Source organism: Actinomadura viridis (assembly GCF_015751755.1).
Lineage (GTDB): Bacteria > Actinomycetota > Actinomycetes > Streptosporangiales > Streptosporangiaceae > Spirillospora > Spirillospora viridis.
The window spans coordinates 7,006,143-7,026,711 of record NZ_JADOUA010000001.1; the positions used below are offsets into that span (position 1 = coordinate 7,006,143).

Annotated in this window: 16 protein-coding genes and 1 tRNA gene; 5 read left to right on the forward strand and 12 right to left on the reverse strand. The window is 71.4% G+C overall.

Features of this window, described 5'->3' with window-relative positions:
* Nucleotides 1-48: 48 nt before the first annotated feature.
* The 4 genes from IW256_RS31770 to IW256_RS42455 all read right to left on the reverse strand — a co-directional run bounded on the left by IW256_RS31770 (nt 49) and on the right by IW256_RS42455 (nt 2,875).
* Complete coding sequence (locus IW256_RS31770; RefSeq protein ID WP_197014457.1) at nt 49-1,044, reverse strand: DMT family transporter; 996 nt, start codon at nt 1,042-1,044, stop codon at nt 49-51.
* A gap of 84 nt (nt 1,045-1,128) precedes the next feature.
* Nucleotides 1,129-1,980, reverse strand: coding sequence for an AraC family transcriptional regulator (locus IW256_RS31775; RefSeq protein WP_197014458.1), 852 nt, complete (start codon nt 1,978-1,980; stop codon nt 1,129-1,131).
* A gap of 52 nt (nt 1,981-2,032) precedes the next feature.
* Nucleotides 2,033-2,266, reverse strand: coding sequence for a hypothetical protein (locus IW256_RS31780; RefSeq protein WP_197014459.1), 234 nt, complete (start codon nt 2,264-2,266; stop codon nt 2,033-2,035).
* 111 nt (nt 2,267-2,377) lie between these two features.
* A complete protein-coding gene (locus IW256_RS42455; RefSeq protein WP_197014460.1) occupies nt 2,378-2,875 on the reverse strand; it encodes a MerR family transcriptional regulator in 498 nt (165 codons plus the stop codon).
* Between the two features lie 28 nt (nt 2,876-2,903).
* On the opposite strand from IW256_RS42455, the gene IW256_RS31790 reads away from it, so the two are divergent.
* The 3 genes from IW256_RS31790 to dnaE all read left to right on the forward strand — a co-directional run bounded on the left by IW256_RS31790 (nt 2,904) and on the right by dnaE (nt 8,409).
* Nucleotides 2,904-3,659, forward strand: coding sequence for a methyltransferase domain-containing protein (locus IW256_RS31790; protein ID WP_231404015.1), 756 nt, complete (start codon nt 2,904-2,906; stop codon nt 3,657-3,659).
* A gap of 569 nt (nt 3,660-4,228) precedes the next feature.
* Nucleotides 4,229-4,819: a TetR/AcrR family transcriptional regulator gene (locus IW256_RS31795; protein ID WP_197014462.1), complete on the forward strand. Its 591-nt coding sequence runs from the start codon at nt 4,229-4,231 to the stop codon at nt 4,817-4,819.
* 53 nt (nt 4,820-4,872) lie between these two features.
* Nucleotides 4,873-8,409 carry a DNA polymerase III subunit alpha gene (gene dnaE / locus IW256_RS31800; RefSeq protein ID WP_197014463.1) on the forward strand — a complete coding sequence of 1,179 codons (3,537 nt, stop codon included), beginning with the start codon at nt 4,873-4,875 and terminating at the stop codon, nt 8,407-8,409.
* A 10-nt stretch (nt 8,410-8,419) separates the two neighbouring features.
* On the opposite strand, the gene IW256_RS31805 is transcribed toward dnaE, so the two are convergent.
* From IW256_RS31805 to IW256_RS31815, 3 genes are all read right to left on the reverse strand, one after another.
* Nucleotides 8,420-9,742 carry an SGNH/GDSL hydrolase family protein gene (locus tag IW256_RS31805; RefSeq protein ID WP_197014464.1) on the reverse strand — a complete coding sequence of 441 codons (1,323 nt, stop codon included), beginning with the start codon at nt 9,740-9,742 and terminating at the stop codon, nt 8,420-8,422.
* A gap of 74 nt (nt 9,743-9,816) precedes the next feature.
* Nucleotides 9,817-10,620 carry a DUF4253 domain-containing protein gene (locus IW256_RS31810; RefSeq protein WP_197014465.1) on the reverse strand — a complete coding sequence of 268 codons (804 nt, stop codon included), beginning with the start codon at nt 10,618-10,620 and terminating at the stop codon, nt 9,817-9,819.
* Between the two features lie 413 nt (nt 10,621-11,033).
* Nucleotides 11,034-11,846 carry an inositol monophosphatase family protein gene (locus IW256_RS31815; protein ID WP_197014466.1) on the reverse strand — a complete coding sequence of 271 codons (813 nt, stop codon included), beginning with the start codon at nt 11,844-11,846 and terminating at the stop codon, nt 11,034-11,036.
* Nucleotides 11,847-12,036: 190 nt separating this feature from the next.
* On the opposite strand from IW256_RS31815, the gene IW256_RS31820 reads away from it, so the two are divergent.
* Nucleotides 12,037-13,026 carry an alpha/beta fold hydrolase gene (locus tag IW256_RS31820; RefSeq protein WP_197014467.1) on the forward strand — a complete coding sequence of 330 codons (990 nt, stop codon included), beginning with the start codon at nt 12,037-12,039 and terminating at the stop codon, nt 13,024-13,026.
* A gap of 28 nt (nt 13,027-13,054) precedes the next feature.
* Here the strand turns inward: IW256_RS31820 and IW256_RS31825 are convergent, their stop codons facing one another.
* Complete coding sequence (locus tag IW256_RS31825; RefSeq protein WP_197014468.1) at nt 13,055-13,687, reverse strand: TIGR04222 domain-containing membrane protein; 633 nt, start codon at nt 13,685-13,687, stop codon at nt 13,055-13,057.
* A 208-nt stretch (nt 13,688-13,895) separates the two neighbouring features.
* Here IW256_RS31825 and IW256_RS31830 point away from each other — a divergent pair, with 208 nt between their 5' ends.
* A complete protein-coding gene (locus IW256_RS31830) occupies nt 13,896-14,405 on the forward strand; it encodes a hypothetical protein (protein WP_197014469.1) in 510 nt (169 codons plus the stop codon).
* Between the two features lie 2 nt (nt 14,406-14,407).
* On the opposite strand, the gene IW256_RS31835 is transcribed toward IW256_RS31830, so the two are convergent.
* The 4 genes from IW256_RS31835 to gyrB form a co-directional block, all read right to left on the reverse strand.
* Nucleotides 14,408-14,484, reverse strand: a tRNA-Ile gene (locus tag IW256_RS31835).
* Between the two features lie 91 nt (nt 14,485-14,575).
* A complete protein-coding gene (locus tag IW256_RS42900) occupies nt 14,576-15,463 on the reverse strand; it encodes a DUF3566 domain-containing protein (RefSeq protein ID WP_307829247.1) in 888 nt (295 codons plus the stop codon).
* Between the two features lie 42 nt (nt 15,464-15,505).
* Nucleotides 15,506-18,016, reverse strand: coding sequence for a DNA gyrase subunit A (gyrA, locus tag IW256_RS31845; RefSeq protein ID WP_197014470.1), 2,511 nt, complete (start codon nt 18,014-18,016; stop codon nt 15,506-15,508).
* Nucleotides 18,017-18,116: 100 nt separating this feature from the next.
* Nucleotides 18,117-20,066, reverse strand: a complete 1,950-nt coding sequence (gyrB, locus tag IW256_RS31850) for a DNA topoisomerase (ATP-hydrolyzing) subunit B (RefSeq protein ID WP_197014471.1) — start codon at nt 20,064-20,066, stop codon at nt 18,117-18,119.
* Nucleotides 20,067-20,569: the final 503 nt, after the last annotated feature.

Here is a 20,569-nt window from a genome sequence, read left to right on the forward strand (position 1 = left end):
CGCCCGGCGTGCCGCCCTCCGGTCGCGTCCGGGGCGGCACGCCGGAGATCAGCGCAGGGCGCCGTCGGGATCCTGCGCCGCGCCCGTGCCCGTGCCCGCATCCGTGCCCGCATCCGTGCCCGCGTCCGCGTCCGGCGCCCTCGCGCCGGCCTCGGCGGCCTCGGCGGCCTCGGCGGCGGGGGACGAGCGGTGCAGGGTGGCGAGGACCGAGCCGCAGAGGATGAGCGCGAACGCCCCGATGATCGTCCCGGTGAGGGGCTCGTCCAGGAACAGGACCCCGGCGGTGACCGCCACGGCCGGGTTGACGTAGGTGAAGACCATGGCCCGGGAGGTCCCGGCCTCCCGGATGAGCTCGAAGAAGACCAGGAACGCCAGCGCCGTGCACACCACACCGAGGCCGGCCAGGGCCGCGAGGACCGTGCCGTCCGGCAGCGAGCGCGGCCAGGTGGCCGCCGCCGGGGCGGTGTAGACGAGCGCCGCGACGGTCAGGCAGGCGGCGGTCATCGGCAGGCTCGGCACGTCGCCCAGGCGGCGCGCCGCGATCATGGGGGCGATCGAGTAGCCGAGCACGACCAGCATGATCTCGCCGATCGCCCAGGCGCTGCCGCCGCCCAGATGCGGGGCCGCCAGGACCCCGACCCCGGCCAGCCCCAGCAGCAGCCCGCACCAGCGCGCCGGCCCGAGCCGTTCGGCGTCGCCGGTCAGCCGGGCCAGCAGCACCCCGACGATCGGCACGGCGGCGATCAGCAGCCCGGTCATCGAGCTGGTCAGGTGCCGCTCGGCGTCCGACAGCAGGGCCCAGGGACCGATGATCTCCAGGACGGCGAACGCCAGGAGGGGCTTCCAGTGGCGGCGCAGCGTGCGGAGATGGCCGCGGCCTCCGCCCCACAGGGCCAGCGGCAGCAGCACGGCGGCGCCCAGCGCGGTGCGCGCGAACACCAGCACGGGCACCGACACGTCCTCCACCGCCACCTTGATCAACAGGTAGGGGATCCCCCACAGCACGCTCATCAGCGCGAACAGCACCCAGCCCCGACGGCTCACCGCATCCTCCGCTCCCGACACGCCCCGGGCGTTCCCGGCGGCTCTCCGCCACTCCGCGCCCATCTCACCGCCGGGCGCGCCGGATCAGTCTCGGGGAACGGGCCGCGGGCCGTCTTGAACGCTGTTGCGGTACGCGCCCGGCGTCACGCCCAGCACCCGCCGGAACCAGCGCGTGAGGTGCGCCTGGTCGGCGAACCCGACGAGCGTCGCCACCTCGGCCGGGCGGGCGCCCCCGTCCAGCAGCGCGCGGGCACGCCAGACCCGGTGCTGGGCCAGCCACGCGTACGGCGGCATCCCCATCACCTCGCGGAACGCGCGCAGCAGCCGGTAGCGCGACACCCCCAGGTCGGCGGCCATCTCACCGAGGCCCGGGGGACCGGTGAGCTCGTCGGCGAGGCGCGCCGAGACGGCACGGGCGATCCAGGCGGCCACGGGGTCGGCCCGCGGCTCCGCCACGGCCGTCCCCCGGGCATGCCGCCGGACGAGGACGCCCAGCAGGGACAGCAGCGCCGACTCGCCCTCCAGGGCCTCCACGCCCGGCCGGCTGAGCATGCGGTGCACCGCACGGACCCGTGCCGCGAGCACGTCGTCCTCGATGACCGGGTCGACGAAGTGCGGCGCCCGGGCACCGGCGTACGGTGCCACGCCCCTCAGCAGCTCGCCGGCCGGATAGAACGCGAGGTAGGAGAACCCGTGCGCGTCAGCAGGGCCGCCGGTGTGCGGCTCGCCCGGCTCCAGGACGACCACGCCGCCCGGCCCCGAGCGGTGCCGTTCGCCCCGGTAGCGGATGGACTCCACGCCCTCCGTGCACACGCCGATCGCGTACTCGTCGTGGGCGTGCGGCGCGTAGTGGCGGCGGCCGATCCGGGCCGTCAGCAGATCGAGCGGAAACCCCTGGACGCCGGCGACCCGGGTCCACACGGCACGATCCGGCACCGCGCGGTCCGGCTCGGGCCCCGCGCGCCGGCCCTCCGGTACGGCGGGCGGGTCAGGCGGAGAAGAGATGCCTGATCCGCCAGCGGTCGGCGTCACGGCTGAGCTCCGCGATCGCGACCCCGTCGTCGCCGTTGATCCGGACCCGGTAGACCAGTGCCTCCGGGGAGGATCCGTAGGTCTTCAGGACCGCGTCCACGGCGTAACGCGACCCCCGCCATTCGTACCCGGTGAGCCGTCCGGCCGGGTCGTGCTCGGCGCGGATCGGCTCGTTGAGAAGGTGCCCCATGAGTCCGCGAGCCTAGCATCGATTCGAACTGATGTTCGCAGGTGGGGGCGGCTTCGCGGCGGTCGCGGACGCTTCCGGAGGGGCCTCCGCGGGCCGTACGGGGCCACGCTCTCACGCTAGGCCCGGCGGGCGGACCGCGTCCGGCATTTGACCGCCCGGGCGTGGCGCCCCGGCGCGTCCGGCGCGTCGGGCGGGTGCGGCGCTCCGGGCGGGTGCGGCGCTCCGGCCGGCGACCGCGGCCTGGAAGTGGGCGCACCGGGTGGCGTCCTCGTGGCCGCACTCCATCGCGCACTCGATGAGGTCGAGCGAGGCGCGCGCCTCGCCGATCAGCCGCAGCAGGTCGGCGCGGCGGCGGGCCAGGACCTCGCGGCGCCCGGCCGGATCCGCGGCCCCGGTCATCGCGCGGATGTCGTCCAGCCCGAACCCCGCCTCCCTGGCCCGGAGGATCATCCCGATGCGGGTCAGGTCGGAGGGGCCGTACCGCCGGTGCCCCCCGGCCGCGCGCGCGGGCGCGAGCAGCCCCGCCGACTCCCAGTGCCGCAGGACGTGCGCGGCCAGGCCGAACCGGGCCGCCGCCTCGCCGATGCCCAGCTCAGCACTTGACTTCATGTCGACATTAAGTCGCAGCATTCCCCACATGTCCACATCCGCTGACGCCCTGATCCGCCGCCTCGACTCGGTGGAGAACCGGCCCGACGCCGTCGAGCTGCGGGCCCTCTCGTACGACCTGCTGCACCCCCGCCCGGGCCCGGCGAGCGGCCCGGTCGTGGACGTCGGCTGCGGCACCGGCCGCGCCGTCGCGGAACTGGCCGGACGCGGCGTCCGGGCGGTGGGCGTCGACCTCGACGAGCGGATGATCGCCGCGGCCCGGCGGCGGTGGCCCGGCGCGGACCTGCGCGTCGCCGACGCTCTCGCCCTCCCGTTCGAGGACGGCGAGCTGGCCGGCTACCGGGCCGACAAGGTGCTGCACGACCTGGCCGAGCCGGAGCGCGCGCTCGCCGAGGCGCGGCGCGCGCTGGCCCCGGGCGGGCGTGCGGTCCTGGTCGGCCAGGACTGGGACGGCCTGCTGATCGACTCCGGCCTGCCCGCCCTCACCCGGACCATCGTGCACGCCCGCGCCGACCTCGTCCGGCACCCGCGCGCGGGACGGGCCCAGCGCGGGCTGCTCCTCGACGGCGGTTTCGAGGACGTGACCGTGGAGGTCCGCACCCAGGTCCTCACCGGCGCGGCGGTGCTGCCGATCGTCCTGGACGCGGTGGAGGCGTGCCGTACGGCGGGGGCCGTCACCGGCGCGGAGGCCGGGGCCTGGGCGGACGACCAGCGTGAACGGGCCCGGACCGGCCGGCTGTGCGTCGCCGTGCCCTTCTTCGTGACCGCCGCCACCCGTCCCTGACCCCTTCATCCACAGGCTGGGGGAAACGTCATGCACACCCGGAAACGCTGTGAGCACGCAGATGCGGAGCGTTATTCCACATGGTTATCCCCAGAAATCGGCGACTCCGCGCCCCATCTCCCCGTTCGACCGCCCGCGCGCCGTCGCCCTCCACTGTCCACACCCTGTGGATAACTAGTGTGCACAAGGTGTGGGTTGTCGCTCGCACCGGCTGTCCACCGGCCCGTCCTCTCCCCCCGGGACCTTTGTCCACCCCGTGGAGAACCCGCTGACCAGCGGAGACGAGGGGTCTGGCGGGTCGGTGCCCACACCCCGTTCACAGGCTGTGGGCGAATCCGGTCCACAGGCCGCCGAATCGGTGGATCGTGCTTGCCCACCGGTCTTCCCCAGCCGTGTCAACAGCGGGCGGGCCTGTGGGAAAACACCTTCCTGGGCCGGCCGGCGGTACGCCAGCCGACACACCGCGCGCCTCAGCCCAGCCGCGACCACGCCCCGTCCATCTGGGTGGGAGGGCCTTCGTTAAACAAATGCTTTAAACGCTTGTTTGAATTCGGGTAGGGTCGGCGCCCATGGGACAACGTGAGCGGTTGATGGCCGCGGCCAAGCGATGCCTGGAGGAGAAGGGGTACGCCCGGACGACGTCGCGCGATCTCGCGTCCGCCGCGGACGCCAACGTGGCCTCGATCAACTACCACTACGGCTCGAAGGAGGAACTGCTCACCGCGGCCCTCCTGGAGACCGTCGACGGCTGGGCCGAGAAGGTCGTCGGAGCCCCGGCGCCCTCGCCCTCCGATCCGGCCGATCCGCCGGCGGCCGGGGAACGGCTGCCGCGGGTGTGGAGCGAGATGATCGAGTCGTTCGCCACGGACCGGGCGATGATCGTCGCCACCGTCGAGGCGCTCGCGCAGGCGGAACGGCTCCCCCAGGTCGGCGCCCAGATCGCCGCGGCCTACGAACGGGCCCGCGCGTCGCTGGCCGGCGACCTCCACGGCGCCGAGCCCTGGGACGAGCGGACCGCCCGCGCCCTGGCGTCCGTGCACATGGCCCTGATCGCCGGCCTCTCGCTCCAGTGGCTGGTCGACACGGAGAACGCGCCGTCCGCCGACGACGTGCTGCTCGGCCTGCGAGCGCTGCTGGCCGACCTCGGCCCGGCCCGGTAGGCGCCGTCCCGCACACCGAGCACCCCGAACCGCCCGCCCGGAGGTACGCACCGTTGGCGTCGCAGGAATTCGCGCATCTGCATGTACATACCGAGTACTCCATGCTGGACGGCGCCGCCCGCCTCAAGGACCTGTTCCAGGCGGTGGGCGACCTCGGCATGACGGCGCTCGCCATGACCGACCACGGCAACCTGCACGGCCTGTACGACTTCCACGACCAGGCCGTCGCGGCAGGCATCACCCCCGTCCTGGGGATCGAGGCGTACCTCGCGCCGGAGCACCGCCGCACGCAGCAGCCCGTACGGTGGGGCACCCCCGCGCAGAAGGGGGACGACGTCTCCGGCGCGGGCGCGTACACCCACATGACCATCTGGGCCTACAACGCCACCGGCCTCCACAACCTCTTCCGCCTCCAGTCGCGGGCGGCGCTGGAGGGCCACTTCCGCAAGCCGCGCATGGACCGCGAACTGCTCGCCCAGTACGCGGACGGGCTCATGGCCACCACCGGCTGCCCGTCGGGGGAGGTGGCGACGCGCATCCGCCTCGGCCAGACGGACGAGGCGCTGCGGGCCGCCGGGGAGTTCCAGGACATCTTCGGCAAGGACGACTTCTTCGTCGAGCTGATGGACCACGGCATCGACATCGACACCCGGGCCCGCGCGGGCCTGGAGGAGATCGCCGCCCGGCTGGACGCGCCGTTCGTCGTCACCAACGACTCCCACTACACCTACGAGCACGAGTCGGCCGCCCACTCGGCGCTGCTGTGCGTGCAGACCGGGTCCAGGCTGGACGACCCGGCGTTCAGGTTCGAGGGGTCGGGCTACTTCCTCAAGCCGCCGGAGCGGATGTACGCCATCGACCCCTCCGACGCCTGGCAGTCCGGGTGCCGCAACACCGCGCTCATCGCCGGGCGGGTCGACACCTCGGGCATGTTCGCCCGGAAGGACCTGATGCCGCGCTTTCCCGTACCGGAGGGCGAGACGGAGGAGAGCTGGTTCCGCCGGGAGGTGCGGCGCGGCCTGGAACGGCGGTTCCCCGGCGGCCACGGCGAGGAGTACCGGGACCGCGCCGAGTTCGAGATGCGCGTCATCGTCGAGATGGGGTTCCCGTCGTACTTCCTGGTCGTCGCCGACTTCATCATGTGGGCGAAGGAGAACGGCATCGCCGTCGGCCCCGGCCGCGGTTCGGCGGCCGGCTCCCTGGTGGCGTACGCGCTGGGCATCACCGACCTCGACCCGCTGCCGCACGGCCTGATCTTCGAGCGCTTCCTCAACCCCGAACGCGTCTCGATGCCCGACATCGACGTGGACTTCGACGAACGGCGGCGCGGCGAGGTCATCCGGTACGTCACCGAGAAATGGGGCGCCGACAAGGTCGCGCAGATCGTGACGTTCGGCGTCATCAAGGCCAAGGCCGCCGTCAAGGACGCCTGCCGCGTCCTCGGCCACCCGTACGCGCTCGGCGACCGCATCACCAAGGCGATGCCCGCGGACGTGGGCGGCAAGGGCATCCCCCTGTCGGGCATCAGCGACCCCGCACATCCGCGCCACGCGGAGGCGACGGAGGTCAGGGCCCTGTACGAGGGGGACTCCGACGTGCGCCAGGTCATCGACACCGCCCGCGGGCTGGAGGGGCTGATCCGTCAGACGGGCGTCCACGCGGCCGGGGTCATCATGTCCGCGGAGTCCCTCACCGACCACGTCCCGGTGTTCATGCGCCCGCAGGACGGGGTCGTCATCACCCAGTTCGACTACCCCACGTGCGAGTCGCTGGGGCTGCTGAAGATGGACTTCCTCGGCCTGCGCAACCTCACGATCATGGACGACGCGGTCAAGGCGCTCCGCCGCCACCGCGGCGTCGAGCTGAACCTGCTGGACCTGCCGCTGGACGACCGGCCGACCTACGAGCTGTTCGCCCGCGGTGACACGCTCGGCGTCTTCCAGTTCGACGGCGCGGCGATGCGGTCGCTGCTGCGGATGATGCGGCCCGACGCGTTCGCCGACATCACCGCCGTGACCGCGCTGTACCGGCCCGGCCCGATGGGGATGAACTCCCACGTCAACTACGCGCTGCGCAAGAACGGCCGGCAGGAGGTCACGCCGATCCACCCCGAGCTGGAGGAGCCGCTGCGCGACGTCCTGGGCGAGACCTACGGACTGGTGGTGTACCAGGAGCAGGTCCAGCGCGCCGCGCAGAGGCTCGCCGGGTACACGCTCGGCCAGGCCGACCTCCTGCGGCGGGCCATGGGCAAGAAGAAGAAGGAGATCCTCGACCAGGAGTTCATCCCGTTCCGGGAGGGTTGCCGGAAGAACGGCTACTCCGACGAGGCCGTCCAGGCGGTGTGGGACGTGATGGTGCCGTTCGCCGGTTACGCCTACAACAAGGCGCACGCCGCCGCGTACGCGCTCGTCTCCTACTGGACCGCCTACCTCAAGGCGAACCATCCGGCCGAGTACATGGCCGCGCTCCTCACCAGCGTCCAGGACGACAAGGAGAAGATGGCCGTCTACCTCGGCGAGTGCCGCCGGATGGGGATCCGGGTCCTGCCGCCCGACGTGAACGAGTCCGACGCCTGGTTCACCCCGCTGGACGGTGGCGAGATCCGGTTCGGCCTCACCGCCGTGCGCAACGTCGGCGCCAACGTCGTCGACTCGATCCTGGCCACGCGGGCGGAGAAGGGCAGGTTCGCCTCGTTCCCCGACTTCCTGGACAAGAGCGAAGCGGTGGTCTGCAACAAGCGGACCATCGACTCCCTCATCAAGGCGGGCGCGTACGACTCCCTGGGTCACACCCGCAAAGGGCTGTCGGACCTGCACGAGCAGGCCGTGGACGCCGTCATCGGCGTCAAGCGCAACCGCGCGTACGGCCAGGACGACCTGTTCGGTCTCGGCGGCACCGGCGATGGGGAACCGGCGTTCAGCCTGGGCGTGGAGTTCGGCACGGACGAATGGGACAAGCCTTACCGTCTCGCCCAGGAACGGGAGATGCTCGGCCTCTACGTCTCCGACCACCCGCTGCTCGGCGTGGAGAACGCGCTGCGCGCCCGGACCGACCACTCCATCGCCGCCCTGGTCGCCGACGAACGGCCGGCGGACGGCGCGGTCGTCACGATCGGCGGGATCGTCTCCGGGCTCCAGCGGAAGATGACCAAGCAGGGCAAGCCCTGGGCGATCGCCACCGTCGAGGACCTCGGCGGAACGATCGACTGCCTGTTCTTCCCGGCCGCGTACCTGCTGGCCGGCCCCCAGCTGGCCGAGGACCGCATCGTCCTGGTCAGGGGGCGGCTGGACAGGCGCGAGGACGTCCCCCGGCTCGTCGCCATGGAGATGCAGGTCCCCGATCCGGCGTCCCTGGCCGACACCGCCCCGCTGACCCTCACGTTCCCGGAGGCCCGGGTGACCCGGCCGGTGGTCGCCCGCCTGAAGGAGATCCTGCTGGCCCATCCCGGCCCGACCGAGGTGCGCATCCGGCTGACCAGGCCGCAGGGCGACGTCCTGATGCGGATCGACGCCCGCTACCACGTCACCCAGGGCACCGCCCTGAAGAGCGAGCTCAAGGCGGCGTTCGGAGCGGACGTCATCGCCGGTTAGGGCCGGGCCCTCACAGGGCGGAGATGTCGACGGCGGCGGCGATCGCGTGGGAGCCCGCGTCGTTGGGGTGCACGCCGTCCATGAAGACGTACCCGGGACGGGGCATCGCCGGGTCGGAGGCGCCCGCCATGGCCAGGTCGGCGTCCGCGACCGAGTCGTACTCGCCACCGGTCCGGATCCAGTCGTTGACCTCCTGCCGGACCTTCTCCCCCTCCGGGCTCCAGAACGGGAACAGCGCCCCCTTCATCGGCCCGACCGTCATCCCGATCACCTTGACGCCCCGACCGTGCGCCGCGCGGATGAGGGCGCGGTGCCCGTCGATGAGCTGCCGCGCCGTCACCCGCGGGCTCGGTCGGACGCAGGGGTCACCGGTCTGCGGGGCGCCGATGTCGTTGGCGCCCAGGTGCACGATGACCGACCGCACCCCCGGCCGGGCGAGCACGTCCCGGCGGAACCGGGTGAGCCCCTTCTCCCCTCCGCACTCGGAGTCGTGGAGCAGCTTGCCCGAACCGATCCCGGCGTTGACGACGGCGAGGGGCCGGTGCTCGGCCGCCAGCCGTTCGGCGAGGTGGTCGGGGACGCGGGCGTCCGCACCGGGCGTCGAGCCGACCCCGTCCATCAGGGAGTCGCCGAAGGCGACAACGGTGTTGCGCTCGCGGGACACGGGCGTGCCCGACACCTCGACCCCGCTCAGGTAGTACCAGGAACTCGTGGACTGCGTGTACGCGTCGGCGCCCTGGTCGGACAGGTGGTCGCCCTGGGCGCGGTAGGAGGAGGTCATGGCGAAGCGGTGGAACGTGGCCTGACCGGTCCGTTCGGTGAACCGCAGTGAGACCGCCAGCCGCTCCAGGGGGGAGGTGGGCAGTGCCAGCGAATCGCTGACCGCCTCACGTCCGGCGGGGATGACGACCGACTTCTCGCGGCCGAACGTCAGCGTCCGCATCGTCGAGGGCCACACCATCGCCCCGCCCGCCGACCTGCCCAGTGTCGCCCCGGACACCCGCAACGGCCTGGTGCCGTAGAGGTTGGACAGCCGGATCCGCGCGCGCGTCCCTCCCGCGGTGACCCGGACCACCTGCCGTACGGTCTGGTCGGCGAACCCCTCCCGCGACCAGTTCGGGCCGGTGTCCTCGTTCCCCTCGACCGGGGGCTGCATGGCCGCGCCCCAAGCCCCGGCCCACCCCTCCGTGGACAGGGTGGACGCGTCCCGCCAGGCGGCCGACACCGTGGACCGGGCGGGAGAGGTGCGCACCATCCCGGCGACCAGGACCGCGGCCACCACGGTGCCCACCGAGATCTGGACGAAACGAGCGGGGGGCGTGGAGAGGTTCATGGAACCGATTCCACCGTGTCGCGGGCGTCAGGGCAGCGGGGGAAACTCCAGAGTCCAGGTGGGGTTAGCCCCACTCAATCCCACCAGAACGACCAGCGGTCGGCGCCGACGAGTCCCTTGGCGTACTCCTCGGCGGACCCTTCCCCCTGCCAGATGTTGTCGGGGCAGAAGGCGTGGTGCTCGGCGGCCACCCGCAGCGCGTGGTCGTACGTGACGGGCGGCGCGGCCACGGACACCTGGAGCGTGGCGAACCCGACGGACACCACCCGTACTCCGAAACGGTCCTCCCAGGACCGGAGCACCGCGGAGATCTCCTGGGTGTGGTTGGTGTGGTTGCAGGGGCCGTCCCATCCGGCCAGGGTGAGCGCGTCGGCGCCTCGGGCGGCGGGCACCAGGCCCAGCAGCCAGCCCTTGACCGACGCGAGGACCTCCACCAGCTCCAGCGCGGCGCCGTCGGGGTCCCGCGTTCCCTCGCCCGGGTCGGCCAACCCCGCCCACCGCCCGTCCGGGAGCCCGGGAAAGGGGTCCTCCTCGTCCTCGTCGTCCGGGGCGATGGCGTCCCAGAAGCGGCGCAGCACACCGCCTGCGGTCAGGACGTCGATGGTGCCCACGGGGGCGGGGCCCAGCTCGCCGACGTGCCACGGACGATCGGGCTCGCCGTCGAGCCCCTCCAGCAGCAGCGGGTAGAGGCCGGTCTCGGCGCGGCTCGCGTAGAGCCGCCGCCACAGCCGCGCGACGTCGGGGACCTGCTCGTCCGACACCCAGATCGCATCGTGGCCCGACCAGGTCGGGTCGTCGGCGTAGTCCTCGTCGGGCTCGATCAGGCGCCCCGGGGGCAGCCCGCCGGGAAGCTTGGCGAAAGGGGATCCACTCGGCATGACGCGCAATCTAGCGGCCTCCTCCGACACTCGTCCCCCCGAAGCGCCGCACCCGCCCGGCTACCGTGCCCGCCGAGCGACCTCCCGCACGGCGAATGTCGGCTGGCCGCCGTCGTCCACCAGCAGGGCCGGGCCGTCGAGGTTTCTCATGAAACCTCGACGCCGGACGGCCTGTGGATGACGCCCGTCCCCAGGCCGCTCCATCCACAACCGGCCGTCATCCACCGTCCACTTCTCCGCAGCTCAACCCCGTCCACGGGGGTGACCTGCCCAAAGTCCACACCATCCACATCCTGTGGATAACTTCTCTCCACAGATGACCGTTGAGCGGTGAGAGACCTTCCACGCGATGTCCTCAGCGCAGTCCCCAGGGACGGGGAAATCCACAGGCCCGTTCCCACGCCCATGGCCGCTCAGAGCCGGACCGTACTCCCGCCCGTCTCGCGGACGAGGGCGGCGACGGCGTCCGCGAGACCGGGCGCGGCGGCGATGGTGGCGGACGAGCCGGCCGTGTGCGGGGTGCCGTCCCGGTCGGTGACCACGGCACCGGCCTCGCGGGCGATGACCGCACCCGCCGAGGTGTCCCAGGGCTTGTTGGACAGCATGATGGCCGCGTCCACCTTCCCGTCCGCGACCCAGGCGAGGTCGATCGCGGACGAGCCGAGCATACGGACGCGCTGGGCGCCGGCCGCCACGCGTTCGGTGAGGGCGAGCCGGACGCGGTTCGCGGCCGCGGCGTCCTCTTCCACCGCGAAGTCCCCCAAGGCGACGACGGCGTCACGGAGATCGGTGGTCGGGCTCGCGCGCAGCCGGCGGTCGCCCTCGTACGCGCCGAGGCCCTGGGCCGCGTGGTAGCGCGTGTTCAGGAACGGCAGGTCGATGACGCCCACCACCTGGAGCCCGCGGTGGATGAGGCCCAGCGAGAAGCCGCACAGGGCGATGCCGCGGACGAAGTTGGCGGTCCCGTCCACCGGATCGATCGCCCAGAGGAGATCGCCCCCGGCGTCGCCGCTGACGCCCTCCTCCTCGCCGAGCACGGCGATGTCGGGAGTGCGTTCGCGCAGGTAGTCCCGTACGGCGCGTTCCACCGCGTAGTCCACCTCGGAGGCCATGTCCCGGTCGCCCTTGGCGGTGAGGAGGCCGGGACCGCTGGTACGCACGAGATCGCCCGCGATGGTGGCCGCGCTCAGCGCGACAGGCAGCAGCGACGCGGACAGGTCGGTCATACGGCCGGCTCCGTTTCTCCTGGTGGCGAGGGAACCCGTCGAAGATCCCACACGGCCCCGGGGTTTGCCGAAACGGCAACGGTGGTCGCGGCGCGGAGGGTGCCTGGGCATGCTCGGAAACGGGCGCTCTACCGGTTCTCGCAGGTACGGGCGCCATCTCCGCCAACAGATGATCATTCAGGAGGCGACCATGTCGTACCCGTCTTCCGTCCCGGCACCGGACGCCGAGCACCACCTGGTGGACGTCCCCGGTGGCCGCGTCCACCTGGTGGCGCAGGGCAGCGGACCCCTCGTCCTCTTGGTCCACGGCTTCCCCGAGTCCTGGTATTCGTGGCGCCACCAACTCCCGGCGATCGCGGCGGCGGGGTTCCGCGCGGTCGCCATCGACGTGCGCGGCTACGGACGCTCATCCAAGCCCCGCGAGGTGGACGCGTACCGGATGCTGAACCACGTCGCCGACAACGTCGGGGTCGTACGGGCCCTCGGCGAGCGGACCGCCGTGATCGTCGGGCATGACTGGGGCGCGTCGATCGCCGCGAACTCGGCACTGCTCCGGCCCGGCGTCTTCACCGCCGTGGCCCTGCTGAGCGTTCCGTACACGCCCCGGAACGGCTTCCGTCCCAGCGACGCCTTCGCCCGGATCGGCGGGGGCGAGGAGTTCTACGTCCGCTACTTCCAGGAGCCCGGCCGTGCCGAGGCGGAGATCGAGACCGATGTCCGCGCCTGGCTGGCGGGCTTCTACGCCGCGCTCTCCGCCGGCACCATGCCGCCGCCCGGCGCGGCCGACCCGCACTTCGTCCCGGCGGGCGGGAAGCTGTCCGACCGCTTCCCCTCCGGCCGGCTCCCGTCCTGGCTGACCCCGGACGACCTGGACTTCTACGCGAACGAGTTCGAACGCACCGGGCTGACCGGCGCGCTCAACCGCTACCGCAACGTCGACCGGGACTGGGAGGACCTCGCCGCATGGGACGGCGCCCCGATCACCCAGCCCTCGCTCTTCGCCGGCGGAGCACTCGACGCCTCCACCACCTGGCTGGCCGACGCCATCAAGGCCTACCCCGACACCCTCCCGGGCCTGGTCTCCTCGCACATCCTCGACGGCTGCGGCCACTGGATCCAGCAGGAACGCGCCGACGAGGTCAACCGCCTCCTCATCGACTGGCTGCGCGAAGTCTCCTGAGAGCGCGCACCCTGCGGCCCAGGCCTGTTCAGGTGTTGTCGCCGCCTCCACCACCGAAGTCCCCGCCGTGGTCGGCGCTGTGGCCGCCGCCATGGTCATGCCCGGACTGCTCGCTCTGCCGTTCGAGTACGCGTTCGAGCTGCCTGGCAGCACGCTTCATGCGCCGCCCATCAGGTGCCGGATTCTCGATCGTGGAGCGCAGGCGAATCTTCGGGCGCGCCCACTCCGCCAGTCGCGGATCGGGCGTCTCGAAGATCTTCCTGAGCTTCCTGTCCTCGATGCCGGGCGTGCCCAGCACCGCGACCCGCCGCAGTCCGTCCCCGGGATCGGCCACCAGTCGCCTGCGCAGCCGACGGCTCCGGCGCAGGCCCTTGGCACGCAACGAGGACACGATCCGCGCCGTGGCGGGGTGGGCGGCGATCCGGGTCAGAACCCGCCAGAGCGGGAGCCCGGTCGAGGGGACGACCTCCAAGGCGACCGCTTCGATCGGGTGCCGGGACTCAGGGCGCGCCACGGTGACGCGCTGCCGGGCGGGTGCGATCTTGATCCGGCCGTCCTGCCACAGGGCCACCAGGACGACCTGAGCCACCCGCTCCGCACCGCCGCACAGGTACGCGATCTCGTAGAGGTCCATCTCAATGGAAACGGCGTCCCTTCCCATCGGACCCCTTTCGTAGGCGGCGATCCGAGTGTGGCCGTAAGCCCCTGCCGGATCCAGGCCGTATTCCACAGTCCCGGTCCCACGGCGCTCCCGCGAAAGCCCCACCAGGCCCTCGGCGTCGCCTCGTCGTCGACATTTCGGTGCGCATCGAGATGTCCGATACCTACGTTGACCTCAACAGTGCTCCGGTGTCGCCAGGAGGTCCGGGATGTCAGACGACACGCCGATCACCGATGGCCGTGATCCCGCGTTGATCGTGACCGAGATGATCGATCACGTGCTCGGGCTCGCGGTGACCTGGACGGCGTGGGACGGGCGCCCGCTGCAGGTCGGCGAACGGTCGTACACCCCGCACAAGGCGATCCGGCGGGTCACCGACCACCTCATCGACCACCTCGCGGAACTGGAGGCGCGGCTGGCCGGAGAGCGGACGATCCCTGATCGCTGGCATGCCTCGGCGAGCACCACCCCCGGCGATCTGGCGCCCTTCACCGGCCACGACCTGGACGAGGCCGAGAGCCGGCTCACCCGGCTCAGTCGCATCTGGGCCGCCCGGCTGGACGCGCTGACGCCCGGCCGGCTCGACCGTTCGCCCGGGGAAGGCTGGACGTTCCGGCAGATCGCGTTCCATCTGGCCGAGTCGGCCTACTACGCCGACGCCGTAGGGGATCTGCGATCACCGAAAAGCCCCCACCGGGTACCCGGTGGGGGCTTCTGAGGTGGTGGGCCTAGGAGGACTTGAACCTCCGGCCTCATCCTTATCAGGGATGCGCTCTAACCGACTGAGCTATAGGCCCGTGTGACCGCCGCCCTAGCGGCGCAACGAGAGATTACCCCATCTGGCGGGACAACCGGAAATCGATTCGCGGCGGGCGGCGGCGGGTGGTGCTACTCGGCCTCCTTGAGGGTGACCTCGACGCCTCCGACCAGGTCGGCGGCCAGGTTGTAGATGACCGATCCGACGGTGGACAGGGCCGTGATGAGCAGGACGTTGAGGGCTCCGACCAGCACCGTGTAACCGAAGACGCGGGCGAAGGAGAACCAGCTGCCGGCGTCCAGGCCCCCGGAGGTCTCCCCCTGGCGGCGGGTGAGTTCGGAGACGGTGTCGGTGATCGCCGAGAAGACGCCCAGGCCGGACAGGATCGCGTAGAGGACGATCACGGCGACCAGCAGCACCACGAAGCAGACCAGCGACATCACGAAGCTGAACTTCATGACCGACCACGGCTCCAGCCGGGCCAGCTGGAGCTGGGCCTTGCGCGCGGACTTGGCGCTCCCCGCGGCCTGGGCCGAGGACGCCTTGCCCGGACGGTTCTTGAGGACGCTGCCGGCGAAGGCCGCGCCGAACCGGGACCCCGGGCCGGACGCGGCGCGGGGCGCGGAGCCGGGGGCCTGGGAGCCGGCGGGCGGGGCGGTCGGCGCCGCCGGGCCGGAGGTCCCCCCGGAGGGGGGCTCGGCGGCGCTGAACGTGGGCCCGGAGCTCTCCGCGCGGGTGCCGGAGACCGAGGTGGCGGGCTCGGCGGGCTTGGTCCAGTCGGAGGCGTCGCCGGTGTCCTTCACCGGCGCGATCTCCGGCCGCTCCGCCTCGGGCTCCACCCGGGGAAGGTCGACCTTGGTCTCCTCCGCGGGGGTGATCTCCACGGTGGCCTCGTCCCGGCCGGGCTTGGACGCCGAGGCCGCCACGGTCTTCTTCCTGGGCTTGCCGCCCGCAGGGGAGTCGCCCTCGCCGGATCCCTTTCCGGCGCCGCCCTTGTCCTTGCCGGGCTGGGTGCTCACGTGTCCTCCTGGCCTAGCGGCTCGGGGACGGATCCGGGAGCGTCATTCACCGTCGCTCCCCGCGTCCGCCTCGGTGTCTGAGTCCTCCATGGACTCTACGTTCCTCGCGATGGCGACGACGCTGTCCCCTTCGGCGAGGTTCATCAGACGGACCCCCATGGTCTGCCGGCCGGACTGCTTGATCTCCGCCGCCGTGGTGCGGATGACGCCACCATTGGAGGTCATCGCGAACACCTCGTCGTCGGGACCGACCATCAGCGCCCCCACCAGCCTGCCGCGAGTCTGCACGATCTTAGCGGTGAGAACGCCCTTACCCCCACGTCCTTGGACGGGGTACTGCTCGATCGGGGTGCGCTTGGCGTAGCCGCCCTCGGTGGCCACCAGGACGTCGTGCGCGTCCTGCTGCGCGACCAGCATGTTGAGCACGTCGTGGTCGTCGTCGAAGCGCATGCCGATCACTCCGCTGGTGGCCCGGCCCATCGGGCGCAGCGACTCGTCGTCGGCGCGGAACCGGATCGCCTGGGCGCCGGTGGAGACCATCAGCAGGTCGTCATCCGGCGACACCAGCCGGGCCGCGATCACCTCGTCGTCGTCGACCAGGTTGATGGCGATGATCCCGCCGGTACGGGGCGAGTCGAAGTCGCGCAGCGCGGTCTTCTTGACCCGGCCCTTGCGGGTGGCCAGGACGAGGTAGGGCGCGACGTCGTAGTCGCGCAGGTCCATCACCTGGGCGATGTGCTCGTCCGGCTGGAACGCCAGCAGGTTGGCCACGTGCTGGCCGCGCGAGTCGCGGGCGGCGTCGGGCAGCTCGTACGCCTTGGCGCGGTAGACCCGGCCCTTGTTGGTGAAGAACAGGATCCAGTGGTGCGTCGAGGTGACGAAGAACTGGTCGACGATGTCGTCCTGCTTGAGCTGCGCGCCGCGCACGCCCTTGCCGCCGCGCCGCTGCGCGCGGTAGAGGTCGGTCTTGGTGCGCTTGGCGTAGCCGCCGCGGGTGATGGTGACGACGACGTCCTCTTCGGCGATGAGGTCCTCGTACGACACGTCCCCGTCGAACGGGATGATCTCGGTGCGCCGCTCGTCGCCGTACTTCTCGACGATCGGGGCGAGCTCGTCGCCGACGATCCGGCGCTGCCGCTCGGGCGAGCTCAGGATGTCGCTGTAGTCGGCGATCTCCGCCATCAGCTTGTCGTACTCGTCGGTGATCTGCTGGCGCTCCAGGGCGGCCAGCTTGCGCAGCTGCATGTCCAGGATGGCCTGCGCCTGGATCTCGTCGATCTCCAGCAGGCCCATCAGGCCCCGCTGCGCCGCCTGCGCGGAGGGGGACCGGCGGATGAGGGCGATGACCTCATCGATCCGGTCCAGCGCCTTGAGCAGGGCGCGCAGGATGTGGGCGCGCTCCTCGGCCTTGCGGAGCAGGAACCGGGTGCGGCGGACGATGACGTCGATCTGGTGCGTCACCCAGTGGCGGACGAACTGGTCGATGCGGAGGGTGCGCGGCACCCCGTCCACCAGCGCCAGCATGTTGGCGCCGAACGTCTCCTGCAGCTGGGTGTGCTTGTAGAGGTTGTTGAGGACGACCTTGGCGACGGCGTCCCGCTTGAGCACGATCACCAGGCGCTGGCCGGTACGGCCGGAGGTCTCGTCCCGGACGTCGGCGACGCCGTCGAGCTTGCCGTCCTTGACCAGCTCGGCGATCTTCAGCGCGAGGTTGTCGGGGTTGACCTGGTAGGGCAGCTCGGTGACGACCAGGCAGGTACGGCCCTGGATCTCCTCGGCCTCGACGACCGCCCGCATGGTGATGGAGCCGCGGCCGGTCCGGTAGGCCTCCTCGATGCCCTTGCGGCCGACGATCAGGCCGGAGGTCGGGAAGTCGGGGCCCTTGACCCGCTCGATCAGCGCCTCGAGCAGCTCCTCGTCGGTGGCGCCGTAGTTCTCCAGGAACCACTGGACGCCGTCGGCCACCTCGCGCAGGTTGTGCGGGGGGATGTTGGTGGCCATGCCGACCGCGATGCCGGCCGAGCCGTTCACCAGCAGGTTGGGGTAACGCGACGGGAGGACGTCGGGTTCCTGGGAGCGGCCGTCGTAGTTGGGGGAGAAGTCGACGGTCTCCTTGTCGATGTCGCGCAGCAGCTCCATCGCCAGGGGGGCCATGCGGCACTCGGTGTACCGCATGGCCGCGGCCGGGTCGTTGCCGCGCGAGCCGAAGTTTCCGTTGCCGTCGACCAGGGGGTAGCGCATCGACCACGGCTGGGCCAGGCGGACCAGGGCGTCGTAGATGGCCGAGTCACCGTGCGGGTGGTAGTTCCCCATGACGTCGCCGACGACGCGGGCGCACTTGAAGTAGCCCCGGTCGGGCCGGTAACCGCCGTCGTACATGGCGTACAGCACCCGGCGGTGCACCGGCTTGAGCCCGTCGCGGACCTCGGGCAGGGCGCGCGCGACGATGACCGACATCGCGTAGTCGAGATAGCTGCGCTGCATCTCGACCTGGATGTCGACCGGTTCGATCCGCTCGCCCGGGCCCCCGCCCTCTATGGTCACGTCCGTCACTCTGAAAGACCTCTTCTACTTGGTGGAAGGAAGATCGGCTGCGCCGGCGCGCGGGCCCCCGGCGGGGAGCGACGCCTTCGGTGGCCGGGAGGTGTGCACCTCAGATGTCCAGGAAGCGCACGTCCTTGGCGTTGCGCTGGATGAACTCGCGGCGCGGTTCGACCTCTTCGCCCATGAGCACGCTGAACAGCTCGTCGGCCTGCGCCGCGTCGTCCAGCGTGACCTGCAGCAGGACCCGGTTGTCGGGGTCCATCGTGGTGTCCCACAGCTCGTTGGCGTTCATCTCGCCCAGGCCCTTGAAGCGCTGCACCAGGTCGCGGGGCCGCGGGTCGCGCTTGCCGGCGGCCACGCCCGCTTCGATGATCGCGTCGCGTTCGCGGTCGGAGTAGGCGTAGTCGACGTCCTGGCCGCGGCCGTCCCACTTGATCTTGTAGAGCGGCGGCTGGCTCAGGTAGACGTGACCGGCCTCGATCAGCGGCTTCATGAACCGGAACAGCAGGGTCAGCAGCAGCGTGTTGATGTGGTGGCCGTCGACGTCGGCGTCCGACATCAGGATGATCTTGTGGTACCGGAGCTTGGAGATGTCGAACTCGTCGTGCACCCCGGTGCCCAGCGCGGTGATGATCGCCTGCACCTCGTTGTTCTTGAGGATGCGGTCGATCCGCGCCTTCTCCACGTTGAGGATCTTGCCCCGGATCGGCAGGATCGCCTGGTAGTGCGGGTCGCGCCCGCCCTTGGCCGAGCCGCCCGCCGAGTCGCCCTCGACGATGTACAGCTCGGTGCGGGACGGGTCGGTGCTCTGGCAGTCCGACAGCTTGCCGGGCAGCGAGGTCGACTCCAGCAGGCTCTTGCGGCGGGTCAGGTCGCGCGCCTGCCGCGCCGCGATCCGGGCCCGCGCCGCCTGCGTGGCCTTGTTGATGATCTCCTTGGCCTCGCCGGGGTTGCGCTCGAACCAGTCGCGCAGGTGCTCGTGGCACGCCTTCTGCACGAACGACTTGGCCTCGGTGTTGCCCAGCTTGGTCTTGGTCTGGCCCTCGAACTGCGGGTCGGCCAGCTTGATCGAGATGATCGCGGTCAGGCCCTCGCGGACGTCCTCACCGGTGAGGTTGTCGTCCTTGCCTTCCTTGAGGAGCTTCTGCTCCTTGGCGTACCGGTTGACGATGCTGGTCAGCGCCGCCCGGAAGCCCTCCTCGTGGGTGCCGCCCTCGGCCGTGTTGATCGTGTTGGCGAAGGTGTGGACGGACTCGGCGTACGAGGAGTTCCACTGCATGGCGATCTCCACCGACATGCCCTCGGTGTCGTCGCCGAAGTAGACGACCGAGTCGTGGACCGCCTCCCTCTTGCTGTTGATGTAGCGGACGAAGTCCTCGATGCCGCCCTCGTAGTGGTAGCGGACCGAGCGCGCCTCGCCGTCCTCGGCGTCGGCGTGGTCGGGCCGCTCGTCCACCAGCGAGATCGCCAGGCCGCGGTTGAGGAACGCCATCTCCTGCATGCGGCGGGAGAGGGTCTCGAAGTTCCACTCGGTGGTCTCGAAGATGTTCTCGTCCGGCCAGAAGGTGATCGTGGTGCCGGTCTCGTCGGTCGGCTCGCCCTTGGACAGCGGCACCTCGGGGCCCTGCCAGGTGTACGACTGCCGCCACACATGGCCGTCGCGCTTGACCTCGGCCTCCAGCCGGGTGGACAGGGCGTTCACCACTGCCGAGCCGACACCGTGCAGGCCGCCGGAGACCGCGTACGACTTGCCGTCGAACTTGCCGCCCGCGTGCAGCGTGGTCAGCACCAGCTCGATGGCGGGGCGCTTCTCCACCGGATGCTCGCCGACGGGGATGCCGCGGCCGTTGTCGTCCACCCGGACGCCACCGTCGGCGAGCAGCGTCACCACGATGGTGTCGGCGTAGCCGGCCAGGGCCTCGTCGACGGAGTTGTCGACGATCTCGTAGACGAGGTGGTGCAGGCCCCTTTCCCCGGTCGAGCCGATGTACATGCCCGGGCGCTTGCGCACCGCCTCGAGACCTTCAAGGACAGTGATCGAACTAGCGTCGTACGCCAAAGGAGATCCTCCTGCCGGGGATGATCGCCGCCCGCGTCGCGGAGAACGCGGTGTGCCCCGTAACACACGTAAGGGCGCCCCTCGTCCTCTCCCGCCGGACGGCTGGAGATCCGGGCGACCCGTTGGCGGCGCAGCATCCTGAACCCGCCTTCATTCTACCGGCTCGTAGCGCGAAAAGTGGCACTGACGGGCGCTGTATGCGCGTGTGGCGGGCCAGAGGGCGAGGAGATGCATCCCCCCATAGACCCAGGGGGCTTCTGGGGCCTACGGCGCGCTCGTAGCGGAATTCATCTGGCGCCGCACCGAACAGATGTTCCACCCGGGTGGATGCCGTCCGCGTCCGTGCGATCACGTTGTGCACGCGGTCCATGTCTTCTCTTGTAGTGGTCTGCCTTACGGAGGAGACGTTGTCACACGGCACTGACACTTCGTGTCCGCCCGCGGCGGGTCCGTTCACGCACGGTGTCGATGGGACGGAGGGGGGCGGAGAGGCGTTGCGCGGG

What these genes read in the sequence shown, in the direction of transcription:
- IW256_RS31830 (WP_197014469.1), top strand. Translation starts at nt 13,896, where the DNA reads ATGTCAGACGACACGCCGATCACCGATGGCCGTGATCCCGCGTTGATC.
- IW256_RS31820 (WP_197014467.1), top strand. Translation starts at nt 12,037, where the DNA reads ATGTCGTACCCGTCTTCCGTCCCGGCACCGGACGCCGAGCACCACCTG.
- IW256_RS31815 (WP_197014466.1), bottom strand. Translation starts at nt 11,846, where the DNA reads ATGACCGACCTGTCCGCGTCGCTGCTGCCTGTCGCGCTGAGCGCGGCC.
- IW256_RS31780 (WP_197014459.1), bottom strand. Translation starts at nt 2,266, where the DNA reads ATGGGGCACCTTCTCAACGAGCCGATCCGCGCCGAGCACGACCCGGCC.
- IW256_RS31795 (WP_197014462.1), top strand. Translation starts at nt 4,229, where the DNA reads ATGGGACAACGTGAGCGGTTGATGGCCGCGGCCAAGCGATGCCTGGAG.
- IW256_RS31810 (WP_197014465.1), bottom strand. Translation starts at nt 10,620, where the DNA reads ATGCCGAGTGGATCCCCTTTCGCCAAGCTTCCCGGCGGGCTGCCCCCG.
- IW256_RS31825 (WP_197014468.1), bottom strand. Translation starts at nt 13,687, where the DNA reads ATGGGAAGGGACGCCGTTTCCATTGAGATGGACCTCTACGAGATCGCG.
- IW256_RS31805 (WP_197014464.1), bottom strand. Translation starts at nt 9,742, where the DNA reads ATGAACCTCTCCACGCCCCCCGCTCGTTTCGTCCAGATCTCGGTGGGC.
- IW256_RS42455 (WP_197014460.1), bottom strand. Translation starts at nt 2,875, where the DNA reads ATGAAGTCAAGTGCTGAGCTGGGCATCGGCGAGGCGGCGGCCCGGTTC.
- IW256_RS31790 (WP_231404015.1), top strand. Translation starts at nt 2,904, where the DNA reads ATGTCCACATCCGCTGACGCCCTGATCCGCCGCCTCGACTCGGTGGAG.